The sequence below is a fragment of the Micromonospora sp. DSM 45708 genome (assembly GCF_039566955.1).
Classification (GTDB): domain Bacteria; phylum Actinomycetota; class Actinomycetes; order Mycobacteriales; family Micromonosporaceae; genus Micromonospora.
Genome location: NZ_CP154796.1, coordinates 6,363,508 through 6,380,432, shown reverse-complemented (window position 1 = coordinate 6,380,432; position 16,925 = coordinate 6,363,508). Strand labels below are relative to the sequence as shown.

The 16,925-nt window shown below is 72.9% G+C and carries 17 protein-coding genes; 12 read left to right on the top strand and 5 right to left on the bottom strand.

Features of this window, described 5'->3' with window-relative positions:
• Positions 1–370: 370 nt before the first annotated feature.
• The 4 genes from purS to VKK44_RS27855 are packed head-to-tail and all read left to right on the top strand — an operon-like array spanning position 371 to position 4,913.
• Positions 371–634 carry a phosphoribosylformylglycinamidine synthase subunit PurS gene (gene purS / locus VKK44_RS27870; protein WP_107157991.1) on the top strand — a complete coding sequence of 88 codons (264 nt, stop codon included), beginning with the start codon at positions 371–373 and terminating at the stop codon, positions 632–634.
• Entirely contained in the window at positions 631–1,314 is a 684-nt protein-coding gene (purQ, locus tag VKK44_RS27865; RefSeq protein ID WP_343444143.1) for a phosphoribosylformylglycinamidine synthase subunit PurQ, read from the top strand. The genes purS and purQ overlap by 4 nt, the downstream gene beginning before the upstream one ends.
• 52 nt (positions 1,315–1,366) lie before the next feature.
• The gene (gene purL / locus VKK44_RS27860; RefSeq protein WP_343444142.1) at positions 1,367–4,153 is read left to right on the top strand and encodes a phosphoribosylformylglycinamidine synthase subunit PurL; all 2,787 of its coding nucleotides are present in this window, start codon (positions 1,367–1,369) and stop codon (positions 4,151–4,153) included.
• Between the two features lie 10 nt (positions 4,154–4,163).
• Positions 4,164–4,913 (top strand): 2-phosphosulfolactate phosphatase, encoded by a 750-nt coding sequence (locus VKK44_RS27855; RefSeq protein WP_343444141.1) that lies wholly within the window; start codon positions 4,164–4,166, stop codon positions 4,911–4,913.
• An 88-nt stretch (positions 4,914–5,001) separates the two neighbouring features.
• On the opposite strand, the gene VKK44_RS27850 is transcribed toward VKK44_RS27855, so the two are convergent.
• Positions 5,002–7,191: a carboxypeptidase-like regulatory domain-containing protein gene (locus VKK44_RS27850; RefSeq protein WP_343444140.1), complete on the bottom strand. Its 2,190-nt coding sequence runs from the start codon at positions 7,189–7,191 to the stop codon at positions 5,002–5,004.
• 190 nt (positions 7,192–7,381) lie between these two features.
• Here VKK44_RS27850 and VKK44_RS27845 point away from each other — a divergent pair, with 190 nt between their 5' ends.
• The 5 genes from VKK44_RS27845 (at position 7,382) to amcA (ending at position 12,024) form a co-directional block, all read left to right on the top strand.
• Positions 7,382–7,705: a sterol carrier family protein gene (locus VKK44_RS27845; protein WP_343447922.1), complete on the top strand. Its 324-nt coding sequence runs from the start codon at positions 7,382–7,384 to the stop codon at positions 7,703–7,705.
• Positions 7,706–7,873: 168 nt separating this feature from the next.
• Complete coding sequence (purF, locus tag VKK44_RS27840; protein ID WP_343444139.1) at positions 7,874–9,391, top strand: amidophosphoribosyltransferase; 1,518 nt, start codon at positions 7,874–7,876, stop codon at positions 9,389–9,391.
• Positions 9,392–9,446: 55 nt separating this feature from the next.
• Positions 9,447–10,601: a phosphoribosylformylglycinamidine cyclo-ligase gene (purM, locus tag VKK44_RS27835; protein WP_343444138.1), complete on the top strand. Its 1,155-nt coding sequence runs from the start codon at positions 9,447–9,449 to the stop codon at positions 10,599–10,601.
• 138 nt (positions 10,602–10,739) lie between these two features.
• Positions 10,740–11,831, top strand: a complete 1,092-nt coding sequence (amcB, locus tag VKK44_RS27830; protein ID WP_343447920.1) for a cyclophane-forming radical SAM peptide maturase AmcB — start codon at positions 10,740–10,742, stop codon at positions 11,829–11,831.
• Positions 11,812–12,024 carry a multiple cyclophane-containing RiPP AmcA gene (gene amcA, locus VKK44_RS27825; RefSeq protein ID WP_343444137.1) on the top strand — a complete coding sequence of 71 codons (213 nt, stop codon included), beginning with the start codon at positions 11,812–11,814 and terminating at the stop codon, positions 12,022–12,024. The genes amcB and amcA overlap by 20 nt, the downstream gene beginning before the upstream one ends.
• A gap of 146 nt (positions 12,025–12,170) precedes the next feature.
• Here the strand turns inward: amcA and VKK44_RS27820 are convergent, their stop codons facing one another.
• The gene (locus VKK44_RS27820; protein ID WP_107157984.1) at positions 12,171–12,386 is read right to left on the bottom strand and encodes a DUF3073 domain-containing protein; all 216 of its coding nucleotides are present in this window, start codon (positions 12,384–12,386) and stop codon (positions 12,171–12,173) included.
• Positions 12,387–12,684: 298 nt separating this feature from the next.
• A complete protein-coding gene (locus VKK44_RS27815; protein ID WP_343444136.1) occupies positions 12,685–13,767 on the bottom strand; it encodes a Glu/Leu/Phe/Val family dehydrogenase in 1,083 nt (360 codons plus the stop codon).
• A 176-nt stretch (positions 13,768–13,943) separates the two neighbouring features.
• On the opposite strand from VKK44_RS27815, the gene VKK44_RS27810 reads away from it, so the two are divergent.
• Positions 13,944–14,783 (top strand): hypothetical protein, encoded by an 840-nt coding sequence (locus VKK44_RS27810; protein ID WP_343444135.1) that lies wholly within the window; start codon positions 13,944–13,946, stop codon positions 14,781–14,783.
• A 256-nt stretch (positions 14,784–15,039) separates the two neighbouring features.
• The gene (locus tag VKK44_RS27805) at positions 15,040–15,249 is read left to right on the top strand and encodes a BldC family transcriptional regulator (RefSeq protein WP_007073996.1); all 210 of its coding nucleotides are present in this window, start codon (positions 15,040–15,042) and stop codon (positions 15,247–15,249) included.
• Positions 15,250–15,320: 71 nt separating this feature from the next.
• On the opposite strand, the gene VKK44_RS27800 is transcribed toward VKK44_RS27805, so the two are convergent.
• Positions 15,321–15,719, bottom strand: a complete 399-nt coding sequence (locus VKK44_RS27800; RefSeq protein WP_343444134.1) for a PPOX class F420-dependent oxidoreductase — start codon at positions 15,717–15,719, stop codon at positions 15,321–15,323.
• A gap of 52 nt (positions 15,720–15,771) precedes the next feature.
• Between VKK44_RS27800 and VKK44_RS27795 the strand changes: the two genes are divergently transcribed.
• Entirely contained in the window at positions 15,772–16,551 is a 780-nt protein-coding gene (locus VKK44_RS27795) for a class I SAM-dependent methyltransferase (RefSeq protein WP_343444133.1), read from the top strand.
• 51 nt (positions 16,552–16,602) lie between these two features.
• Here the strand turns inward: VKK44_RS27795 and VKK44_RS27790 are convergent, their stop codons facing one another.
• Positions 16,603–16,890, bottom strand: a complete 288-nt coding sequence (locus tag VKK44_RS27790) for a hypothetical protein (protein ID WP_343444132.1) — start codon at positions 16,888–16,890, stop codon at positions 16,603–16,605.
• Positions 16,891–16,925 lie beyond the last annotated feature (35 nt).

The window sequence follows — 16,925 nt, the reverse complement described above, 5'->3', positions numbered from 1 at the left end:
CAGAGGTCGATCATCAACATCGACATCTGACGATGCATGCTACGGCCGGGGCGAGTCCCGTCACAAGACATTGATCGATCCGGAGCGATGGCTCGGGCGTGGCGGGCCGCGGTCGGAAACCAGCCCGCCGGCCGAGCGATACGCGACGAAATGCCTGGTGAGGGCGGTTGTCCAAGCCTCTCGACCGGAGTGCCGCGCAACGAATGCGTATCGACGCCGCAACGAACGCGCAACGGTCCTCCGGGTCCCGCCCTCCACCGCCCGAACTGCCCCCGGCCGGTGCGGGTGGGGCGGTATCTGCCAGGTAGGCTGGCTGCGCTCGGCCGTTTGTGGGCCGGCACCCAACTGCGTACACAGTCAGGAGTGCCCAGTGCCTCGCGTCGTCGTCGACGTCATGCTCAAGCCCGAGATCCTCGATCCGCAGGGCCAGGCCGTCGCAAACGCACTGCCCCGACTCGGCGTCAGTGACGTCGCCTCGGTCCGGATCGGCAGGCGGATCGAGATCGAGTTCACCGGCGAACCGGACCTGGACCGGGCCCGTGAGATCGCCGACAAGCTGCTCGCCAACCCGGTCATCGAGGACTTCACGGTCCGCGTGGTCGAGGCCGACGAGACCGCGGGCGCGCACTCGTGACCGCCCGGGTCGGTGTGGTGACCTTCCCCGGCTCGCTCGACGACGGGGACGCGGCCCGGGCCGTCCGGATCGCCGGCGCCGAGCCGGTGCGGCTCTGGCACGGCGACCCGGACCTGCACGGGGTGGACGCCGTCGTCCTGCCCGGTGGCTTCTCCTACGGCGACTACCTGCGCTGCGGTGCCATCGCCCGGTTCGCGCCGGTGATGGAGACGATCGTGGACGGCGCCCGTGGTGGCCTGCCCGTACTGGGCATCTGCAACGGCTTCCAGATCCTCTGCGAGGCCCATCTGTTGCCCGGGGCGCTCACCCGCAACCAGCACCTGCACTTCCGCAACCGGGACCAGGTCCTCCGGATCGAGGCCGCCGGCACCGCCTGGACCAACGCGTTCCAGCCGGGCCAGGAAATTCTCATCCCGGTCAAGAACGGCGAGGGCTGCTACGTCGCCGACACCGCCACGCTGGACCGGCTGGAGGCCGAGGGCCGCGTCGTGGCCCGGTACCTCGGCGGCAACCCCAACGGTTCGCAGCGCGACATCGCCGCGATCACCAACGAGGCCGGCAACGTCGTCGGCATCATGCCGCATCCCGAGCACGCGGTGGAGGCGCTCACCGGTCCCTCCCTGGACGGCCTCGGCTTCTTCACCTCGGTGCTCAAGCACCTGGTGGGAGCACCGGCGTGACCATCGGTCGGCTCACCCGCCGTCCCGACGGCGAGCGCAGCAAGGAGATGTCATGACCATCCATCCGGATCCGGCCCTGCGGGAGCCGCAGGGCGTGACGCCGCAGGCCGGCCCGACCGACGACTGGGCCCCGGGCGTCGACACCGTCCCGCAGGCCGCCGGCACGCCGGAGGAGCTTCAGCCGTACGCCGAACTCGGTCTCCGTGACGACGAGTACGACCGGATCCGGCACATCCTCGGCCGGCGACCGACCCAGGCCGAGCTGGCCATGTACTCGATCATGTGGAGCGAGCACTGCTCCTACAAGTCGAGCAAGGTGCACCTGCGCCAGTTCGGCGAGAAGGCGCCGCCGAGCGACCGGCTGCTCGCCGGCATCGGGGAGAACGCCGGTGTGGTCCGGGTCTCCGACGAGCTGGCGGTGACCTTCAAGGTCGAGTCGCACAACCACCCGAGCTTCGTCGAGCCGTACCAGGGCGCGGCGACCGGCGTCGGTGGCATCGTCCGCGACATCCTCGCCATGGGCGCCCGCCCGGTGGCCGTGATGGACCCGCTGCGCTTCGGCGCGGCCGACCACCCGGACACCGCCCGCGTGCTGCCCGGCGTGGTGGCCGGCGTCGGCGGCTACGGCAACTGCCTCGGCCTGCCCAACATCGGCGGCGAGGTGGTCTTCGACCCCTGCTACCAGGGCAACCCCCTGGTCAACGCGCTCTGCCTGGGCGTGCTGCCGGTCGACCGGCTCCAGAAGAAGGACGCCACCGGCCCCGGCAACGTCGTGGTGCTGATGGGCGCCCGGACCGGCCGCGACGGCATCGGCGGCGTGTCCGTGCTGGCCAGCGCCACCTTCGACGAGGGCAGCGAGCAGCGCCGCCCGTCCGTGCAGGTGGGCGACCCGTTCATGGAGAAGCTGCTCATCGAGGCGTGCCTGGAGCTGTACGACGCCGAACTGGTCGTCGGCATCCAGGACCTCGGCGGCGCCGGCCTGACCTGCGCGCTGACCGAGACCGCCGCCTCCGCCGGCACCGGCATGCGGGTGTGGCTGGAGCGGGTGCCGCTGCGCGAGCCCTCGATGGAGCCGCACGAGATCCTGGCCAGCGAGTCCCAGGAGCGGATGCTGCTGGTCGTCACGCCGGAGAAGCTGGAGGCGGTGCTCAAGACCGCCGAGAAGTGGGGCGTCTGGGCCACCGCCATCGGCGAGGTCACCGCGCCGTCGCCGGACGGCCGACCGGGCCGGCTGGTCATCACCTGGCGCGACCAGCTCGTGGTGGACGTGCCGCCGGGCTCGCTCGTCGACGACGGGCCGGTCTACGCCCGCCCGATGCGCGAGCCGGCCGACCTGATCCTGCTCCAGGCCGACCGGGCCGAGACGCTGCCCCGGCCGAGCACCCCGGACGCGCTCCGGGAGACCGTGCTGCGCATGATCGCCTCGCCGAACCTGGCCGACAAGACCTGGGTGACGGAGCAGTACGACAGGTACGTGCTCGGCAACACCGTGCTCGCCCAGCCGGAGGACTCCGGCGTGATCCGGATCGACGAGCGCAGCGGCCTCGGCGTCGCGCTCTCCGTCGACGGCAACGGCCGGTACGCGCGCCTCGACCCGTACCACGGGACGAAGCTGGCGCTGGCCGAGGCGTACCGGAACGTGGCGGTGACCGGCGCGAAGCCGATCGCGGTGACCAACTGCCTCAACTTCGGCTCGCCGGAGGACCCGGGCGTGATGTGGCAGTTCGCCGAGGCCGTGCGCGGCCTGGCGGACGGCTGCCTGGAGCTGGGCATCCCGGTGACCGGCGGCAACGTCAGCTTCTACAACCAGACCGGCGCGGCGGCCATCCACCCGACCCCGGTGGTCGGCGTGCTGGGCGTGCTCGACGACGTCGCGCAGCGGGTGCCGATGGGCTTCGTGCCGCGGCCGGCCGGCGACCACGACCAGCTCTTCCTGCTCGGCGAGACGCACGTCGAGCTCTCCGGCTCGGAGTGGGCCTGGGTGACCCACGAGCACCTGGGCGGCATCCCGCCGCAGGTGGACCTGGCCCGCGAGCGGCAGCTCGGCGAGCTGCTGGCCGAGGCGGCCCGGGTGGGGCACGTCAGCTCGGCGCACGACCTCTCCGACGGCGGCCTGGCGCAGAGCCTGGTCGAGTCCAGCCTGCGCCGCGGCGTCGGCGCCCGGATCACCCTGCCGGAGCACTTCGCCGACGGCTCCATGCCGTTCGTGTTCCTGTTCAGCGAGTCCGCCGGCCGGGTGCTGGTGTCGGTGCCGCGCGGGCACGAGAAGGCGTTCACCGCCCTCTGCGCCGAGCGCGGGGTGCCGTGGGAGTACATCGGCGTGACCGATCCGGCCGGCGGTGCGCTGGAGGTGCGTGGCCAGTTCCGGATCGGCCTGGACGAGCTGCGCGAGACGCACGCCGCGACCCTGCCGCGCCTCTTCGGCGAGGCCGAGGCGGCGCGGGTGGAGGTGGCGGCGACCCGTACCGGCACCACCACCGTGCTGCCGGCCACCGCCGAACAGCCGGTGGGGGTGGATCCGGCGCAGGTCGACGCGGAGCCGATCGCCCGGACGGCCCCGGACGCGCACGCGCCGGCACCGTCGGGCGGCCCGACGCGGGCGGACGCGGGCACCGGGCCCGCTCCGGCCGGAGACGTCCCGCCCGGAGCCGGGGAGACGCCGACCGGTCCGACCGCGGCGGACGCATCGACCGGTCCGGTGCCTGCGCTTGACAAGGCCGGGTCCGACGAGCCGACCGCGGCGCGGGCCGAGGCGTCCCCGGCGGAGGCCACCGGGTCTCCGTCCGGCTCCGCCCCGGGCGACGCCCGCCCGGCTTCCAGCGAGCCGGACCAGCGCTGAGGCCGCGACCTTGGGCGTCTTCACGCAGCCCGGTGCCGGGGCCCGGTTCGACTGGGGCCTGACCGGAGCGGCGGAACTCGGCCGGGTCTGTGCCGTCCTGGTGGTGGTGGACGTCCTGTCGTTCACCACCGCCGTGGAGGTGGCGGTGAGCCGGGGCTCGCGGGTGCACCCGTTCCCCTGGGGTGAGCAGGCGGCCGAGTACGCCCGCCGGGTGGGCGCGGTCGCCGCGGTGGGCCGCCGGCAGACGACCCCGGAGCATCCGTGGTCGCTCTCCCCGGCGGCGCTGCGGACCGCGCCGGTGGTCGCCGACCTGGTGCTGCCGTCGCCCAACGGCTCGGCGATCAGCGCCGCGGCGAGCGCCACCGGCACGCCGGTGGTGGCGGCGTGCCTGCGTAACGCACGCGCCGTCGGGCGATGGCTCCGCCACCAGGGGTACGGCACGAGCGACGCCCCGGTGGGCGTGGTGGCCGCCGGTGAGCACTGGCCCGACGGGTCACTGCGCCCCGGCGTGGAGGACCAGCTCGGGGCGGCCTGCGTGCTGGACGCCCTGGCCGGCGTGCCCGGGGGCCTCTCGGTGGAGGCGGCCGTGGCGCTGGCGGCGCTGGCCAGCACGCCCGACGTGCCGGCGGCGGTCCGGGGCTGCGTCTCCGGCCGGGAACTCGCCGAGGGCGGGTTCGCCGAGGACGTCGAGGTCGCCGCCGAGGTCGGGGTCTCCGACGTGGTGCCGGTGCTCCGCCAGGGCTACTTCGCCCCCGCCTGAGCCTCCTCGCCCTGGCACCGGCGGGCTCGGTGACGAGCGTGGCCGCCCGGCAGGAGCCGGACGGCCACGGGTGGCACGGGAAAGATGGTCAGTCGTCCAGCCAGTCGAGGCGTCGCCCGCCCCGCTCCGGCGTACCGTCCGCACGGCCCCGACCGGGCTGCGCCGGATCCTCGGGGTAGCCGCCCTGGTTGTCGTAGCCGGGGCCGCGCTGCTGCGGCGGTTCCTGGCCGTACCCGCCGGGCTGGCCGTAACCGCCCTGCTGGCCGTAGCCGTCGCCGTAACCGCCACGCTGGTCGTAGCCGCCCTGCTGGTGCCCGCCGTCGTAGCCGCCGGGGCCGTTGCCGTAGCCCCCGCCGGCCGTGCCGGCGTCGTAGCCGCCCTGCGGGCGACCGTCGTAGCCGCCACCCGTCGGGGCAGCGCCGTAGCCGCCGGTCGGGGCGTCGCCGTAGCCGCCCTGTTGCCGGCCGCCGTCGTAGCCGCCGGCCGGAGCGTTGTCGTAGCCGCCGCCCGGCCGACTGTCGCCGTAGCCCGGGGCGTCGCCGTAGCCGCTGGCGGGGGCGTTGTCGTAGCCGCCACCCGTCGGGGCAGCGCCGTAGCCGCCGGTCGGGGCGTCGCCGTAGCCGCCCTGTTGCCGGCCGCCGTCGTAGCCGCCCGCCGGAGCGGTGTCGTAGCCACCCGCCGGGTCGGCAGCGCCGTAGCCACCGCCGTAGCCGTCGGCCTGCTCCGTGCCCCGGCCGTACTGACCCGCGCCGGGCTGGTCGTAGCCCCGACCCTGCTCAGGCTGGTAGGTGCTTGTCGGATACGGGTCGGCCGCCGGCGCGTACTGGGTGCTGTCGCCGGTGTAGCGGCCGGTGGGCTCGTCGAAGCGCTCGTTGCCGTACCCGCCGCCCTGGGGTGCGGAGTAGCCGGCCGCACCGGCCGCACCGGCCGCGTAGTCGGGGCTGCCGTAGCCGGCGCCGGAGGACGGGCCGTTGCCGTAGCCGCCGCCCGAGGAGGGCGCGTTGCCGTAGCCGCCGCCGTAGCCGCCCTGAGCGGGCGCGTCGTCGCCGTAGCCGTAGCCGGCCTGCCCCGCTCCGACGCCGTAGGCGGGCCCGGGGGGCGCGCCGTACGGGTCCGGCGGGACGTCGTCCACGACCGGGCGCTGGAGCATGGTCGGCGCCTCGCTCATCGCGGCGCCCCCGACCATGGTCGGGGCCGGCCCGGCGCCCATGCCGTTGACCACCCGGGTCTGGTCGTCCACGCCCCGGTAGGCGCCGTGGGCCGCGGGGATCGCGCCCGCCGCCGCCCCACCCGGGCCACCCGGACCGGCCGGCCCGTCGGGACCGTCGCCGTCGCCCTCGTCGTTCTTGCGGCGCATGTAGAGCAGCACGATGGTGCCCACGCCGACGGCGACGAAGAGGCCGCCGAGCAGGATCAGCAGCCAGTTGCCGAAGCCGCCGGAGTCTTCGTTGGCGGACGGCTGCTGGGCGGCCGGCGCCTCGGTGGCCGGGCCCTCGGTGACCTCGTCCTCGGTGACCTCCTCGGACGGCGGGGCCGACTCGCTGGCCGACGGCGTCGCACTCGGGCTGGCCGAGGCCTTGAGCGCCACGCTGATCCGGACGCCGGTCACGGACTGGCCGGCGGCGGCGTTGATCGACTTGGCGCTCGGGGTCGCGCCGTCCGCGGAGGCGCCCAGATCGATCCGGCCGGGCGCGATCGGGTTGTCGGCGGAGCCGCTGAAGCTGAAGTTGCCGCTGCCGTTCGTGTTCGTCCGGCGCTCCTTGCCGGCGCTGTCGCGCAGCATGACGAGCGCGCCGGAGATCGGCTCACCGTCGGAGTTGACCACCTTGCCGGAGACCGTCTTGACGGTCTGCGGCTGCTGCGGCGGCGGGGGAGGAGCAGCCGCGCCCTTGACCGTGACCCGGAGCTGACGTCCGCCGTCACCCGTGACCGTGATCCTCGCCTGCCTGCCGTTGGCATCCGGCGCGTTCCCGGCGGCGGACAGCGTCAAGGTGACTTGCTTCGTCGGCTGGCCACCGAAGTCGAGCGGACCGCAGCCCCCACAGGTCACGCCATCCGGCAGGCCGGTCACGTCAATGTCGGCGGACGTCTCACCGTCGCCCAGCCGGACCAAGACGTTGACCGTGCTGCTCTTGCCGGCCTCGATCGTCACGGAGTTGTCGGCGGTGACGATGTTCGCCGCGAGGGCGGGTGTGGCGGGGACGGTGAGCAGGGCGCCGAAGACCAGCGCTACGACCACACCGGCCCGATGCTTCCAGGCACGTCGGTGTGTGGACACGTCCACCGCCTTCCGGGTCTGATCTTCCCGCCGGCCGGTCCGGCCGGGTTGATCACTCACGGTACGAATTACGCCGTCGGCAACTATGCCTTGTCTGACCGGATCATCTCTACCCAGGGCCGGCGTCGGGTGGCCTCCTGCGGGGTCGTATCGTCCCGTCGTGTCCTCTCCGCGCGCTTATTCCGACTCGGTGCTCGCCGCCCTGGCGGCGCTGGACGAGGGGCGTACGCCCGAACGGCCGGTGCTCCGGGAGGCGGTCCGGACGCTCTTGACCGCCCTCACGGAGCGCGCGCCCGGCCGATCGGTGGAGGTGCGCGTCCCACCCTACGGGGCGGTGCAGTGCGTGCCGGGGCCGCGACACACCCGCGGCACCCCGCCGAACGTGGTGGAGATGGACCCGGCCACCTGGCTGGCGGTGGCCACCGGACGGCTCGGCTGGGCCGAGGCGGTCACCGAGGGTCGCGTACGGGTCTCCGGCAACCGCGCCGACCTCTCCGCGTACCTCCCGATTTAACCGGCCGGCGCGGGCGTCCCGAGCCACGCTCCGCAGACGGTTCGTGACTGTCGGTGGCGACGTGTGTTCGCGTACACTGGTGGCCGACGACGGTCCCGGCCCACGGTGCGGAGCTGCCCCCCGACTCCGCCAGGCCAGTCCAGACCCCCCAGCACGAGGGAGCGGCAGGTGCCCCGAGGCGATGGCCGGCTGAGCCACGACCTTGACCCCCAGCGACCCGGCCCCCAGGACGCGTGCGGCGTCTTCGGTGTCTGGGCGCCCGGGGAAGAGGTCGCGAACCTCACCTATTTCGGGCTCTACGCCCTCCAGCACCGCGGCCAGGAGGCCGCGGGGATCGCGGTCAGCGACGGCTCGGGCGTGGTGGTCTACAAGGATCTCGGCTTGGTCGCCCAGGTGTTCGACGAGCCGACCCTGGCCAGCCTGCGCGGGCACGTCGCGATCGGCCACGCGCGCTACTCCACCACGGGCGGCTCGACCTGGGAGAACGCCCAGCCGACGATCCGGGCCACCAGCGCCGGCACCACTATCGCGCTGGCCCACAACGGCAACCTGGTCAACACCGCCGAGTTGCAGCGCGAGGTGTCCGCCCGGGGCCTGGACTCCGACGGGTCGAGCAACGACACGTCGCTGGTCACGATGCTGCTGGCCAGCCGGCCCGACCTCTCGGTCGAGGCGGCTGCGCTGGAGGTGCTGCCGCAGCTCCGCGGCGCGTTCAGCTTCGTCTTCATGGACGAGTCGACGCTCTACGCGGCGCGTGACCCGCACGGCGTGCGCCCACTGGTGCTCGGCCGGCTGGAGCGCGGCTGGGTGGTGGCGAGCGAGACCGCCGCGCTGGACATCGTCGGCGCGAGCGTGGTCCGCGAGGTGGAGCCGGGCGAGCTGATCGCCGTCGACGAGGACGGGCTGCGCTCCAGCCGGTTCGCCGCGCCGGAGCCGAAGGGCTGCCTCTTCGAGTACGTCTACATCGCCCGGCCGGACGCCACCATCGCCGGCCGGAACGTGCACGCGGCGCGGGTGCAGATCGGCCGCCAGCTCGCCAAGGAGCATCCGGTCGAGGCGGATCTGGTGATCCCGGTGCCGGAGTCCGGCACCCCGGCGGCCATCGGCTACGCCGAGGAGTCCGGCATCACCTACGGCCAGGGCCTGATGAAGAACCCGTACGTCGGGCGCACGTTCATCCAGCCCTCGCAGACGCTGCGCGCGCTCGGCGTGCGGCTCAAGCTGAACCCGCTGCGGCAGAACGTCCGCGGCAAACGGCTGGTGGTGGTGGACGACTCGATCGTCCGGGGCACCACCCAGCGGGCCATCGTCCGGCTGCTGCGGGAGGCGGGCGCGTTGGAGGTCCACGTCCGGATCTCCTCGCCGCCGGTCAGCTGGCCCTGCTTCTACGGCATCGACTTCGCCACCCGGGCCGAACTGCTGGCCAACGGGTTGGACAACGATGGCATCCGGCGGTCGATCGGCGCCGACACGCTGGGCTACGTCTCGCTGCCCGGCCTCATCGCGGCGACCGAGCAGCCGAAGACCCGACTCTGCCGGGCGTGCTTCGATGGGGAGTACCCGATCGAACTGCCGGCCGGGAACCTGATCGGCAAGCACGTGCTCGAGGGAGTGGGTCGCCGGGTCGTCGCCGAGGCGGCCGAGCCCACCGGCCCGCTCGTCGCCACACCGACCCATCACCCGTAGCACCACCGACGCGGGTCCGGCGTTCCGGCCCCGCGGGACCACAAAGGGGAGAACCGTGACGCACGTGTCCGAGCGCAGCGGCGCAGGATCCAGCCCGACGGGCGCCGGCGGCGACCGCCAGCCCTGGTCGGCGGGGTCCGGCCGCACGCAGCGCAAACGCTCGGTCTCGTACGCCGACGCCGGGGTGTCGATCGAGGCGGGCGACCGCGCGGTCGAGCTGCTCAAGTCGAAGGTCAGGGAGACCCGGCGCCCGGAGGTCATGGGTGACCTGGGCGGCTTCGCCGGCCTGTTCCGGCTGGACACGAAGAAGTACAAGAGCCCGATCCTGGCGTCCTCCACCGACGGCGTGGGCACCAAGCTGGTGATCGCCCAGCAGCTCGACATCCACGACACGGTCGGCATCGACCTGGTCGCCATGGTCGTCGACGACCTGGTCGCCTGCGGCGCCGAGCCGCTGTTCCTGCTCGACTACATCGCCACCGGCGAGGTCGTCCCGGACCGGGTCGCCGAGATCGGCGCCGGCATCGCCGACGGCTGCCGGTACGCCGGCTGCGCGCTGCTGGGCGGCGAGACCGCCGAGCACCCCGGTGTGCTGCGCCCGGACGAGTACGACATCTCGGCCACCGGCGTCGGCGTGGTGGAGGAGAGCGAGATCCTGCGCCCGGAGCGGGTCGAGGTGGGCGACGTGGTCATCGCCATGCGTTCCTCCGGCCTGCACTCCAACGGCTACTCGCTGGTCCGGCACGTGCTGCTGGGCGCCGGCCGGATGCGGCTGGACGTGGTGATCGACGACTTCGGCCGCCAGCGCACGCTGGGCGAGGAGCTGCTCACCCCGACCAAGATCTACGCGCAGGACTGCCTCAAGCTGATCGCCGAGGCCGAGGTGCGGGCGCTGGCCCACGTGACCGGCGGCGGCATCCCGGGCAACCTGGTCCGGGTCCTGCCGGAGCACGTCGACGCGGTGGTCAACCGGTCGACCTGGAAGCCGCAGCCGATCTTCGACCTGATCCAGTCCAAGGGCCGGATCGAGGACCCGGAGATGGAGTCGACGTTCAACATGGGCGTCGGCATGTTCGCCATCGTCGCCGCCGAGGACGCCGACCGCGCGCTGGCCACCCTGACCGGCCGCGGCGTCGACGCGTGGCAGGCCGGCGAGATCATCGAGGGTTCCGGCAACGTGCAGATGGTCGGGCAGCACACCCGGGGCTGACCGGGCTGGTCACCCAGCGCTGATCAGCCGGGCACCTGATCGGGGGTTCACCCGAGTGGCCGCCGCCGCCTAGCCTGAAGGTTCGGTTTTTTTAGGCACGCGGGGGAGGGGTCGATGGCTGCACGCTCGCCCGGGGGGATGCGCGGCATCGCCGCCGTCCCCTCGTACGTGGTGATGCAGCCGACCACGCTGTGCAACCTCGACTGCGCCTACTGCTACCTGCCGCTGCGCGCGGCGGACCGGCGGATGTCGGTGGCGGTGGCCGAGGCGGTGGCGGCGTCGGTGAACCGCTGGGCGGCCCGGGGCCGGTGCTCCGTGGTCTGGCACGGCGGGGAGCCGCTCGCGGCCGGGCGGGAGCACCTGGCCGCGCTGCTGGCCCCGTTCGGGCCGGAGGTCGAGCATCACGTGCAGACCAACGCCACGCTCATCGACGACGCCTGGTGCGCGTTCTTCGCCGAGCACCGGGTCCGGGTCAGCGTGAGCGTGGACGGTCCGCGGGCGCGCAACGGCGAGCGGGTCACCCGGGGTGGCCGGCCGGCGTACGACCGGATCGTGGCCGGGGTGGCGGCGCTGCGCCGGCACGGGCTGCCGTTCTCGGCCCTGGCGGTGGTCTCCCGGCCGGAGCCGGGCCTGGCGGACGAGCTGTACGCCTACTTCCTCGACCTGGGTTGCGAGGTGCTGGGCGTGAACATCGAGGAGACCGAGGGGGTCAACACCCGGTCGAACGCCCGGGACGCCGCCTCGGTCACCGGTTTCTGGTCGGAGCTGGTCGCCGCCTGGCGTCGGGAGCCCCGGATCCACCTGCGCGAGGTGGAGTGGTCGCTGCGGTACGCCGGCGCGGTGCTGGCCGGCGCCGCGGACGATCTGCTGCCCCGCCGGCTCGACCCGATTCCGACGGTCGGCCACGACGGCTCGGTGGTGGTCCTCTCGCCGGAGCTGGCCGGCTTCACCGACCCCCGGTACGGCGACTTCGGCAGCGGGAACGTGCTGGTCACCCCGCTGGGCGAGATCCTCGCCGGGGCCGGGCGGACGCCCTGGGTCGGTGAGTTCCTCACCGGTGTGGAGGCGTGCCGGGCGTCCTGCGCGTACTTCGGTTTCTGCGGCGGGGGCCATGCCGCCAACCGCTACTTCGAGCAGGGGCGGTTCGACGGTACGGAGACCGAGCACTGCCGCAACAGCAAGATCCGCCTACTGGAGGGAGTGTTGGAGCATGCCCGAGATCACCAGTGACACCGACCGGGACACGGTCGCCGGCCGGGTGCGGGACGTAGCCGCGGGGCTGACCGCGCTGCTCCACGAGGCGGAGGCGGCGCGCCTGCTGCGGGCGGAGGCGTCGGGCGGCGACGGCGGCAGCGCGGTGTGCGCGTGGAACCACTTCGAGAACATCCCGACGTTCTACAACTGGAACAACCGCCCGCGCTGAGCGCCGGGCCGCGATCAAGGACCTGCCGGCGCAGTCGGGGAGGCGTCCCGGTGCGGCAGGTCCCTGATCGTCGGTGCTCCGCCGGCTCCGGCTGAGCACATGCGTGAGCACGCGGGGGCTACCGCGTGCTCAGATGTGACCGGAGGTCAGCGGGTCGGACGGGCCCAGGGGTCCGGGTCGTCGTCTGCGTGGTCCTCGTCATCGTCGTCGACATACTCTTTGTAGTCGTCGTCGAAGTTGTGCTCAGACTTACCACTACCCGCCAGTTCACGCTGCAAGGCGGTTAGGTCGGTGTTCGGGGAGTGGTACTTCAACTCCCGGGCCACCTTCGTCTGCTTGGCCTTAGCACGGCCGCGCCCCATGGCTCGACCCCCTCGCACAGAATGCGGGGCAGCCCGAAGGCGGGCCCCGATGACGTCAGGCATCTCTCGTGGCTCTTACGGTACATGGGGATGCCACCGTTCGGCACCTCGGGTCACCGTCGACCGGCCTGCGCGTCGCAGTGCTCCGGCCGTCACAAAGTGTACCCGGTAAGGGGTGATTGCCGGGGCCGGCCGTGACAGCGGGCAAACTGCTACGTAAGCACCGAAACCAGCTTAACGCCCAACTCGGGCAGGTATGGCCCCGGGGGTGGGCGGTGACCCGCCCCCGGGCACCGTTTCACCGCAGGTGGATGGTGCGCAGCCGGCCGACCTCGGCCATCCGCCGCTCGGCGAGCCGGTCCGCGGCCACCGCCGGCGGGACACCCTCGTCGTCGGCGAGCCGCAGGATCTCCCGCGTGGTGTCGAAGATCCGGGTGGCCCGCAGCTTGGCCCGCTCGAAGTTGAAGCCCTCGATCTCGTCGGCGACCTGGATCACGCCGCCGGCGTTCACCACGTAGTCCGGCGTGTAGAGGATGCCCCGGTCGGCGAGGACCTTCTCGATGCCCGGGTGGGCGAGCTGGTTGTTAGCCGCGCCGCTGACCACCTTGGCCCGCAGCACCGGCACCGTCTCGTCGTTCAGCGCGCCGCCCAGCGCGCACGGGGCGTACACGTCGATGTCGGACGCGACCAGCGCCGCGGTGTCGTCGACCAGGGTGACCTGCGGGTGGTTGGTGCGCACCCACTCCCGGGCGCGCGGGTTGACGTCGGTCGCCACGACCTCCGCACCGTCGGACAGCAGGTGCGCGGTCAGGTACTTGCCGACCTTGCCCAGGCCGGACACGCCGACCCGGCGCCCGGCCAGCGTCGGGGTGCCCCAGACGTGCTCGGCGGCGGCCCGCATGCCCTGGTAGACGCCCCAGGCGGTGAGGACGGAGGAGTCGCCGGCGCCGCCGTGCTCCACGCTGCGGCCGGTGACGTAACGGGTCTCGCGGGCGATCACGTCCATGTCGGTGACGTAGGTGCCGACGTCGCAGGCGGTGTAGTACCGGCCGTTGAGCGACTCCACGAAGCGGCCGTACGCGCGCAGCAGCGCCTCGCTCTTGAGCTGCTCCGGGTCACCCCAGATGACCGCCTTGCCGCCGCCCAGGTCCAGGTTGGCCAGGGCGCTCTTGTACGCCATGCCCCGCGACAGGTCGAGCACGTCGGCGAGGGCGTCGGCCTCGCTGGCGTACGGGTAGAACCGGGTGCCACCGAGGGCCGGGCCCAGCGCGGTGGAGTAGATCCCGATGATCGCCTTCAGACCGGACTGCTTGTCCTGGCAGAACACGACCTGCTCGTGACCCGAGGATGACGGGTCGTCGGTGCTGGCGAATACGCCCATGGCTGACTCCTGTGTCGGTGTGCGCCCTTGTGGGGCGCGGAACCTTCGGTGGCACGCCGGCGGGATGGTGCCGGTGCCATTGAGCCTAATATCGGCCGGAACCGTACTGTCGCGCACGTCACGCCGCCGGTGTGACGGCGGCGACGGACGGTCCCGTCTCGTGGGAGGATCGCGCCGTGCCGTCGCTCTTCGCTTCATACCTGCGCGTGTACGAGCCGCTGACCGCCTTCGACCGGGACCGGCAGTCGTACTGGCGCCGGTACGTCAGCGAGGGCCGTGCGATCGCCCCGCTGGAGGGGCCGGGCCGGCAGCGCACCTCGGTGATCGAGGCGCTCGGCGCGGGCTGGACCCGCCTGCCCGACCTGCCCGACGAGGCGTACGTCCTGGAGGCCGACGACACGCTGCTGGTCTGCCCGTGGAACCTGCGGATCCGGGTCGCCGAGGCGGCGTTGAGCGCCCGCGACGGCGTGCCCCCGGTGCTCGCCGACGCGTTCGTGCCGCCGGTCCTGGCCGGTCAGGCCAAGGCGGTGGTGGAGGATTGGCGCAGCGGGGCGCGCGTGCTGGAGCACGGCGTGCCCCGGGTCCACGAGCAGGTCGCCACCTGGGGTGTGCCGCTGCGTTGGTTCGTGCTGTTCGAGGCCGGTGAGCGGCACCTGGTCACCGAGCCGGAGCGACGCGCGCTGCGCTACCGCACGGAGATCTCCAAGGCGCGCCGCCGCTCGTCCCGGGCGCTGTCGGTGCTGCGCAAGTCGATCGGGGAGGCGCCGATCACCGAGGCGGTCGAGGAGGCCGCCCGCTGGTTGGAGGAGTTCCACCCGCGCTCGGTGGTGGAGCTGGACTACGGCGGCCTGGTGCAACTGCTGCCGGACGAGACGCTGACCGCCGACGACTCGACCGAGCTGGTCGCGGCGGGTCTTGCCGGGTTGTCCCGGGGCGAGGCCGAGGAGGCCTCGGCGGCGTACGACAAGCTGGTGGCTCGGTGGCGTGCGGTGCAACTTCTAGAACGCTGTAATTGACGCCCAGTTTGCCCTACTTCAGGGTATGGGATATGAGAGTGTCTCGTAGTTGACGCATCACGAACCGTGATCATGAGTCCGAATAAGGTAGTTTCTGCTGTGTAAAAGTCGTAAAAATCGGGCATGGTTCATCCGTCCGTCTAGGGACCTTCAGCCGTTCGGCCCATGTCGGACATCGGGGACTAGCCGGACCATGGGAGACGCGTCGGCCGGCGGGACCCCGGCCGATGTCTATACATGTGGAGGAGTGACCCCGATGGCATCGCGAACGCACGAACCCGAGCCGCTACTCACACCGGCCGAGGTGGCGTCGATGTTCCGTGTCGACCCGAAGACGGTGACCCGGTGGGCCAAGGCTGGCAAGCTCAGCGCCATCCGGACCCTGGGCGGCCACCGCCGTTACCGCGAATCGGAGGTTCGGGCCCTGCTGCAGGGGCAGATCCCCCAGCAGCGTCAGGGGGACTGACGACCCGGACGATCTCTCAAGCGTTCCGATCAGGGGCGGTGGGACGTCGCGACAGCGACGATCCGCCGCCCTCAATCGTGTCCGGCGGTCGGCGAGGCCAGCACGATCCGCAGCCCCACTGTGCCGCCCTCGCCCCGACGCAACCGGCTGCCCAGCAAACTCAACCGGCCGATCAGCCGGTACTTGCGCTTGAGCAGCCCCCGGACCCGGCGCGTGCTCTCCGGGTCGTCGATCGTCGCGTGCCCCGGCACCGCCTCGCCGTGCGGGCGGCCCCGCACGTCGCACGGGGCCACCGTGACCCGGCCGTCCCGCCGGATCCGCTTCACCTTGCCGGAGTCGGACACCGTCCACACCGCCAGCGCGTCGCCGTCGCGCACGGCCCACACCGGCGTCGGCACCGGCCGGCCGTCCTTTCGGAACGTGGTGAGCAGGACGTACTTCTCCGCCGCCAGGCGGTCCAGGTCGGTCACGCCGCCAGGATACGGCTGCCACGGCGTCGCCGAGCCCCGATAGCGTGCACCCATGACCGGGGAACCCACGATCGGCGACGTGTTCGGCGAGATGATCCGCGACGCGTACGCGGTGGCCACCGGGATCGGGCCCCGGCCGCTGGCCGGCGGCCGGCTGCCGCGGCCGGTCATCGAGATCATCGAACGGGACGACGGGCTGGTCAACGGCGCGCCCGCCGGGCACTACCTGGACCCGCCGCAGCGGTGGCAGCCGCACGACCACCGGGCGGTCGACCGGGTGCACGGCCACGTGCTCGACGTCGGGGTCGGCGCCGGCCGGATCGCACTGCACCTCCAGGAGCGCGGCGTGCCGGTCACCGGGCTGGACACCTCGCTCGGCGCGTTGCGCGTCAGCCGTCACCGGGGTGTCCGCGAGCTGGTGCACAGCACCGTCGACGAGCACGTCGCGGACGGCCGGCGCTACGACACGTTCCTGCTGCTCGGCAACAACCTCGGCCTGTTCGAGGGGCGGGAGCGGGCCCCCGCGCTGCTGGCCGCGCTCGCCGCGCTGGCCCGCCCCGGGGCGCGGGTGATCGCGCACGGCACCGACCCGTACGGCACCACCGACCCGGTCCACACCGGCTACCACGAGGCGAACCGGCGACGTGGCCGGCTCGGCGGGCAGCTCCGGCTGCGACTGCGCTACCGGCTGCTCGGCACCGACTGGTTCGACTACCTGGTGTGCTCGCCCGACGAGTTCGCCGAGCTGGTCCACGACTCCCCGTGGCGACTGACCGACGTGGACACGACGGACCGCCCCTACTACCTCGCCACGCTCGAGCTGAGGCGTTAGGAAGGGCCCCTCCTATCGCGTACGCGATAAGAAGGGGCCCCTCCTTACCTCTCAGACCTGGACGGTGGGCGCGGTCTCCTCGGGCGGGAGGCCACCGTCGCCGTCGACCACCTCGTCCGGCGTGCCGTCCTCGTCGATGTCGACCATGGTGATGTCCACCTTGCCGTCGCCGTCGGTGTCGAACTGGAACAGGTCGGCCTTGCCGTCGCCGTCGGTGTCCACCACCCACACGTCGGTCTTGCCGTCGTTGTTGGTGTCCGCACGAAGCAGGTCCACCCGCTCGTCACCGCGCGTCTCGACCGTCTCGGTGCGCTCCGCGCTCTCCGGTGCCTGACTCATCTCGTTCCTTCCTTCGGCGTTGACGGCGACCTTTA

Bases quoted from the DNA above. Each gene is read 5' to 3' on its own strand.
- VKK44_RS27795 (WP_343444133.1), top strand. From the start codon at position 15,772: ATGACCGGGGAACCCACGATCGGCGACGTGTTCGGCGAGATGATCCGC.
- VKK44_RS27820 (WP_107157984.1), bottom strand. From the start codon at position 12,386: ATGGGGCGCGGCCGTGCTAAGGCCAAGCAGACGAAGGTGGCCCGGGAG.
- VKK44_RS27805 (WP_007073996.1), top strand. From the start codon at position 15,040: ATGGCATCGCGAACGCACGAACCCGAGCCGCTACTCACACCGGCCGAG.
- VKK44_RS27815 (WP_343444136.1), bottom strand. From the start codon at position 13,767: ATGGGCGTATTCGCCAGCACCGACGACCCGTCATCCTCGGGTCACGAG.
- purL (WP_343444142.1), top strand. From the start codon at position 1,367: ATGACCATCCATCCGGATCCGGCCCTGCGGGAGCCGCAGGGCGTGACG.
- amcA (WP_343444137.1), top strand. From the start codon at position 11,812: ATGCCCGAGATCACCAGTGACACCGACCGGGACACGGTCGCCGGCCGG.
- amcB (WP_343447920.1), top strand. From the start codon at position 10,740: ATGCGCGGCATCGCCGCCGTCCCCTCGTACGTGGTGATGCAGCCGACC.
- VKK44_RS27790 (WP_343444132.1), bottom strand. From the start codon at position 16,890: ATGAGTCAGGCACCGGAGAGCGCGGAGCGCACCGAGACGGTCGAGACG.